Annotated in this window: 6 protein-coding genes and 2 pseudogenes; 4 read left to right on the forward strand and 4 right to left on the reverse strand. The window is 46.7% G+C overall.

Annotated features, from left to right (window positions below):
• Nucleotides 1-117: 117 nt before the first annotated feature.
• Nucleotides 118-318, reverse strand: coding sequence for a hypothetical protein (locus GOB58_RS12615; RefSeq protein WP_242005353.1), 201 nt, complete (start codon nt 316-318; stop codon nt 118-120).
• 137 nt (nt 319-455) lie between these two features.
• Here GOB58_RS12615 and GOB58_RS12620 point away from each other — a divergent pair.
• The 4 genes and pseudogenes from GOB58_RS12620 to GOB58_RS12635 form a co-directional block, all read left to right on the forward strand.
• A protein-coding gene (locus GOB58_RS12620; protein WP_242005354.1) for an IS3 family transposase occupies nt 456-1,606 on the forward strand; the annotation gives its coding sequence in 2 pieces (ribosomal slippage) (nt 456-714 and nt 714-1,606; 1,152 coding nt in all).
• A gap of 139 nt (nt 1,607-1,745) precedes the next feature.
• Complete coding sequence (locus GOB58_RS12625) at nt 1,746-4,271, forward strand: Hint domain-containing protein (RefSeq protein WP_173560427.1); 2,526 nt, start codon at nt 1,746-1,748, stop codon at nt 4,269-4,271.
• Between the two features lie 62 nt (nt 4,272-4,333).
• Entirely contained in the window at nt 4,334-4,681 is a 348-nt protein-coding gene (locus GOB58_RS12630) for a hypothetical protein (protein ID WP_173560428.1), read from the forward strand.
• 153 nt (nt 4,682-4,834) lie between these two features.
• A pseudogene (locus GOB58_RS12635) lies at nt 4,835-5,014 on the forward strand (transposase); the annotation flags it as partial.
• A gap of 183 nt (nt 5,015-5,197) precedes the next feature.
• Here GOB58_RS12635 and GOB58_RS12640 read toward each other — a convergent pair.
• The 3 genes and pseudogenes from GOB58_RS12640 to GOB58_RS12650 all read right to left on the reverse strand — a co-directional run.
• Nucleotides 5,198-5,467 (reverse strand): Txe/YoeB family addiction module toxin, encoded by a 270-nt coding sequence (locus GOB58_RS12640; RefSeq protein WP_173560429.1) that lies wholly within the window; start codon nt 5,465-5,467, stop codon nt 5,198-5,200.
• On the reverse strand, nt 5,464-5,739 hold the full coding sequence (locus tag GOB58_RS12645; protein WP_173560430.1) for a type II toxin-antitoxin system Phd/YefM family antitoxin: 276 nt from the start codon (nt 5,737-5,739) through the stop codon (nt 5,464-5,466). The genes GOB58_RS12640 and GOB58_RS12645 overlap by 4 nt, the downstream gene beginning before the upstream one ends.
• A 52-nt stretch (nt 5,740-5,791) precedes the next feature.
• Nucleotides 5,792-6,785: pseudogene (locus GOB58_RS12650) on the reverse strand (Ti-type conjugative transfer relaxase TraA); the annotation flags it as partial.

Raw genomic sequence — 6,785 nt, forward strand, 5'->3', positions numbered from 1 at the left:
CTGACTCTCAGATAGTAAAAATACGTCACTCACAGGCTCATCCTCCATCGGTAAGCCTGTGAATCACAATCTCTCGCTCAGTTCAATAAATTAATAGGTCCTGAGCCTAGAAAATTGCTAACGCGTTTTTGTGTCATCTTGTTTGTGTGATGGCATGTTAACTTGATCACACATCCAATTCCACAACAGTGCTATATCAGCAGCAGCCTTGCTTTCCGGCTCCGCTTCCTGCGCAGTACGACCGGAACCAACGCTATGATGAAAAACTGCACGCTCAGGCAAAACAACAGGAGCAACAGGGATACCAAACTGCGCCACAACCTCGGCCGCCTCCTTATAAACTTGGGGCGCACGAGGAGGACCCGCAGTAAAAATCACGAAGGCAGGCTTGCTGACGTGCCCCCCGAAAATGTAATCATTTAAAAGTAGAGTCCGATCGAGAAGGATACGGACGAATGAAGCGCAGTCGTTTTACGGAAGAGCAGATCATAGGGATCCTGAAGGAACAGGAGGCTGGGCTGAAGGTTTCTGATCTTTGCCGCAAACACGGGATCAGTGATGCGACGTTTTACAAATGGAAGACCCGCTATGGTGGTCTTGAGGTATCCGAGGCCAAACGGCTGAAGGCGCTGGAAGATGAAAACATCCGCCTGAAACGTCTTCTGGCGGATGCCATGCTGGATAATGCGGCCCTAAAGGAAATCGTTGGAAAAAAGTGGTGACGCCTGTCGCGAAACGGCAGGCGGTCCGACACATACGGGAGGCTCTGGCCCTGAGTGAACGCCGTGCCTGTGCGCTTGTTGGTGTTGCCAGGCGTGTCGCGCGGTATGTTTCTACCGGAGCGGACGATGCTGCCCTGCGCCAGCGCCTGCGGGAACTGGCGGACCAACGACGCCGCTTTGGCTATCGCCGCCTGGGGTATCTTCTGGCGCGGGAAGGCTTCAGTCCCAATCACAAGAAGCTGTTCCGCCTTTACCAGGCGGAAGGTCTGAAAGTCCGTCATCGGGGCGGTCGAAAGAGGGCACTGGGAACGCGCTCTCCCATGACCATCCCCCAGGAACCCGGACAGCGCTGGAGCCTGGATTTTGTCTCGGATGCCCTGATCTGTGGCCGCCGGTTCCGCATTCTGGCTGTTATCGACGATTTCAGTCGCAAGAACCTGGCACTGGTTACCGACACATCGCTGTCAGGCGGACGTGTGGCGCGGGAACTGACGGTGCTGGTGGAGCGATATGGCAAACCTCTCATGATTGTCAGCGACAACGGGACGGAATTCACATCCCATGCCATCCTGAAATGGGCCGATGAGATGAAGATCGAATGGCATTATATCGCCCCGGGGAAACTGCAGCAGAACGGCTTTGTCGAGAGTTTCAACGGCCGATTAAGGGATGAATGCCTCAACGAAACGCTGTTCACCTCCCTCAGCCATGCGCGACAGGTTTTGGCTGACTGGCGGGAAGACTACAATACGGTGCGTCCCCATTCCCAACTGGATGGCAGGACACCGGATCAGATCGCCAGACAAGGGTCTCGGGGGCATGCCCCCGAGACCCTTGTCATCCAATCAACCCAAAGCCATAAAAAACGAGAACTCTCCTTTTGAGTGGATACAAAAAGGGGGGCACGTCAGATCCCCCCAACTTTATGTGACATATAATTATGTCTAAACAATTCAGTTGTGGAGTTAGAAAAAACCTGTCTAAGTTTGTATCTTACAATGTAAACGTAAGATTGGAAGAAACATGACTACTACCAATGTATCTTCAGGACAGGTTTTATCTGACATAACTGTAACAAGCGGAAATACTTATAATGTATCCAAAGGAGGAATTGCTAATAACTTCTCCGTATCATCAGGTGGAGTAATTAGAGCTGGGCAAGGAGGAGCTTCATTTGTTGGTGGAACACTAAACTCTACGACAATTAATTCGTCTGGATCAGTGTATGTAGCCCAATATGGGAATGTTAATAGTACTGTTGTTAATAACAGTGGTCTACTTTATTTGGATAATGGAGGAAGTGCTAATTTAACAACAGTATCTTCAGGTGGATTAATAAATGTAAATAGTTCTTATGGAACGGGATCCATAGTAACTAGCACAACGATTATGTCTGGAGGAACAGAAATTGTATCCGGAGGAACAGCTTCAAGTAGCATTGTTTCTTCGGGAGGGCAGTCTACACTATATAATGGTGCATCTACCATAAGTAGCATTGTATATGGCAATGAGACGTTATCTAGCGGCGCAAAAGGATATAATGACAAATCTTATTCAGATGGAAGTATCATAATATCAAATGGTGCAACTGAATATGCCTCTGGTTCAGGAGGAACTGCATCCGGAATTAATGTAAAATCAGGTGGAAGTCTTTATGTAATGAGTTCCGGAACAGTTTCCGGAGCTGTTATATCTAGTGGAGGTAATTTTAGAGACGGTTTATATTATGGTCAAATGCCGTCTTCAGGAGCCTTTTTGGGAAAAGACATTGATGTTAGAATAGAATCTGGAGCGTCTGCTACTATTTATAACGGTGCAGTCTCTATTAGCGCGCAGATCATGTCTGGTGCATATATAGATGTTGGATATGGCCAGGCAGGAAATAAAACATCAACTAATCAAAGTATATTTTCTGGAGCTACTATTTTTTCTGGCGGAAGCGCACAAATAGAAAATACTATAACCACATCAGATGTCGTGTTGTCTGGTGGAACTATGAATGTAGTTGGATCTTCCACAGATATTATATCTACGTTAATAATAAATTCAGGAAAAGAAATAATAAATAATGGAAGTGTAGCTACTAACAATATTGTTTCTTCAGGAGGAATTTTATTAGCTTCAAATGGGTCTATAGTATCGTCAAGCAATATATACTCCGGAGGTACGGAGATAATATCTTCTGGAGCAAAATCTTATAATGATTCTATAAATAGCGGTGGTATAGAGATAGTATCTTCTGGCGGTATTTCTAGTAACTCTGTCATCAATGATGGAGGAATGGTATCGATTTCTAGTGTATCATCGCTTGTCAATGCAACTCTCAATTATATGGGGTCGATAGATTTTTCATTTCTCGAGGGCAGCATAACCTATGCTGGAGTTAGTAACTCTGGACTTCTTACCGTAACAACGTCTACTCAGACGGTAAAATTGCAATTATCAGGATCGTATCCAAGTGATGATACTTTTATCATCTCTGGAGATACCGTTACATTGGTTTGCTATCTACCTGGGACACTTATTCGAACTCCGCATGGAGAAGTCCCTGTAGAATCTTTGGGTATAGGTGATGAGGTAGTTACTTTTAATTGGGAAACACAAAGTGAAGTAATTCGTCCACTAACGTGGGTAGGTTATCAAAAGAGCAAATTACAGCCTAATCTTCCAGAAGATCAAGCTGGATATCCGGTTCGGATTTTGAAAAATTCAATCTCTGATAATACGCCGCATAAAGATCTTCTTGTTACACCAGAACATTGCTTGTTTTTTAACGGAAAATTTATTCCAGCTCGTATGTTAGTTAACGGACAAAGTATTTTCTACGATAGAAGCGTAACTTCTTATAATTTCTATCATATAGAAACAGAAGAACACTCTGTTATTTGGGCTGATGGAATGTTGTCCGAGTCGTATTTAGATACTGGCAATAGACGATACTTCTCTAGCAGAGAAAATATTATTAATATCACTAATAAAAATCAAGGTTGGAATATAGATTCTGCTGCAGTTCTAGATGTTTCTAGAGATACAGTTGAATATATATATAATAAAATTGTTAGTAGAGCTAAAGATCTAGGGATAGTTAAAAACCAAAAAACAAAAAATATTGTGAAAAATCATGGAATGTATTTGATAACTAATTCTGGGTCCAAGTTGAATCCAATCCGAAATACAAATAGTTTCGTAACATTCCGGCTTCCAAAAGATACTACTTCTGTACGGATTGTTTCTAGATCAAGTAGGCCATGCGACGTTATTGGACCATTCGTAGATGATCGCCGTAACTTAGGAGTTTTAATTGGAAAAATTATATCTTTTGAAAGTGACGAAACTATAAATATTACACAACATCTTACCAACAGCGATTTAAAAGGATGGAATAATATAGAATCAACCGATATGAGATGGACAAATGGTGATGCTACTATCCATTTCGATAGAAAAAAAATAATGAAAAACGAAACGATAATCTCTATCCAGGTAATATCTTCAGGACCATATCTGGAAGATGAAATTATTGTTGAAAATATTTCAATAGCTTCTTAGTTCATAAAAAGGGTCATATTGGTTTTATATTCAATATGACCCCTAACTTAGGAAATTATTCTATGGAAAAAGATCAATTCGCACGCTACTTTGAATCTAACACTGATAATAATTTTGTAGCTGTAGCAGAGGCTTTCAATATTGATATAAAAGTAATTATTTTTCTAAATTTAGTAAGGCTTGTTCCATCTAGAAATAATAAAGTTGATTATTATCAGTCTTCGTTTTTTTCAATAGGAAGTACAATTGAAGAGGCATTTGATAATATGATTTACAATATAAAAAAAGAAAACCCAAAACAAGCCACTGAAGAGGAGATTAATATTATTGGAGATATATCTAATAAAAAAGAACCGATATGGAAATTTATATCTAAAGAGAATTTAGAAATAAATTTAACTAATCATTAATTTGTTTAATTATATGATTGCAACTGTAGTGATAGCACTACTTTAGCAGAAGTATGATTTTTAGGATTCCCATGGGGCTGATTGCGTGATTCATGGGGAGCCAACTTTGACGGAGGCTGGCAAGCGGATCTTGAGCAATGGCTCGTCCCGTAACTGGAAGGTCTTGGTAACAAGACGCGGCGTAAAATGTGCCCGGTCTATATCGAAGGCCTGATCGGGCCAGGAGATCGCAAGAGCATCCAGCCCATGGCCATGCGTTCGGATGCGGTCCCCTATGACCGGCTACATCATTTCATCGGAGCGGGGCTGTGGGACAAGGCCCCACTGGAAGCGACCTGGAGGGATCGAAGAACCCTTGATTGATACGCTTAGTTGGTGATTTCAGGCTTTTAGCGATTTGATTGGCTACTTTGGGGTTCGTTTTTGATTTGAGTTTTGAGTAGATCGAGTGCCGCCGCCTGCTGGATGGAGGGTTCGAAAAACCCTTCATCTGAAGGACAGTTATCACTCACTCCCTCAGTAATGAAACCGGCACTGGACGATCTCGACCCTCTGATCATCCCCTGAGCGCCCCTGAACCCGATAGACCAGACGATGTTCTCCCGTAATCCGACGAGACCACCACCCGGAAAGCTGCCCCTTCAGTGGTTCCGGCTTGCCCAGCCCCTGAAACGGATGCCGCCTTACATCCTCGATCAGGGCATTGATCTTCTCAAGAACTGCAGTATCTGACTGGAGCCACGAAAGATAATCCTCCCAGCCATCTTCGTGAAAAAAGACCTTCACGCTGACGGCTCGCCCTGCGGCTCAAGCAGATCACGCTCACTCATCACCCCACGCTCAATGTCACGAATACTCCGCAACAGCCTCTCCGCGTTACGTGGGCTGCTCAGGAGATACACGGTCTCCTGCCAGCCAGAAAACTCTTCTTCCGACATCAGCACGACACTGCCTTTCCCGGTCTTGCGGGTCACGACAATCGGCGCACGGCTGTTCACGGCTTCATCCAGATAATGCGCCAGATTCTGGCGCAGGTCGGTATAGGAAACACAGGTCATGATCGATCCTCCAAACCCACTATAACGTACAGTTTCCTGTACGTCTTCTGTTTTACATCCCCATATCCCACCCCCGATCGCGCGACCTGGAACGCGAGAGAGAATGCTCGCGCTGAGGAGTATGTAAAGCGTGATCGAGCGCTGATCCCTTTCTGACCCCCAGTTCACGGCTTTTCTCTCTCAGGACGGATGCAAGCTGTGTATCCCGCTTCAGATCCTTCAGTGCCACACCCTGCTGCGCGTGGCTCAGACCCTCCCACGCCTTCACAAACCGCTCAGCACGCAGATCCGGGCTCCTGCGCACCCTCTCCTCATGCTCAAGCCCCTCGACCAGTTTGCGCGCCCGCGCCGGACCTTCCAGACCATACAGCACCGGCCCGATGTCCGGCTGATGCTTCAGCGCAGCCCTCATATCGGCTTCCCCACCAGGCCGGACCCGCTCCAGATCTCGCACAGCGTCAGACAGCGCCTTCTTCTGATACTCCAGTAAAGGCAGCTCCTGACGCACCATGCGCTCAGCATCCATCATGGCCCGCGCATACCGCTCCACCGCCTGATGCAGAGGATCACGCCCCGGCACAAACCCGTCCGGCAGGGCTGGTTCCTTCCCGCGCTTCACAGACCGCAGCTGCAGCCCCGCAAAGGGAGAGGCAGGAGCCTCACGCTCAACTCCGCCATTCCCCTTACTGGCCTCAGCCTCCATCCCGTCCGGCACGTCTTTTTCTCTGATGCGACGAGCAGACCCCACGGACAGCTCCAGCCCGTCAAACATCCCGCGTTTCTGCTCTGCCGGTGCAGGCTCATGGGTCACTTCGCTCTGCCTGTCCTGCCGAAGACCTGAGACAGCCTTGCCGCGCGCCACCATGATCCCGCTCGCGGGGACATCCAGACCGCGCCGCCGCGCGAACCCGGCATCCCGATCCCGGTCATGCAGATAATCCAGCGTGGTATCCTTCAGCCGCTCACGCGACAGCCGCTTCACCAGCCCGTCCCGGTCACCCACATCATCCCGGCTCCAGTGAATGCTGACACTGTCCCGATGCCGC

Source organism: Acetobacter thailandicus, assembly GCF_011516655.1.
Taxonomy (GTDB): Bacteria; Pseudomonadota; Alphaproteobacteria; order Acetobacterales; family Acetobacteraceae; genus Acetobacter; species Acetobacter thailandicus.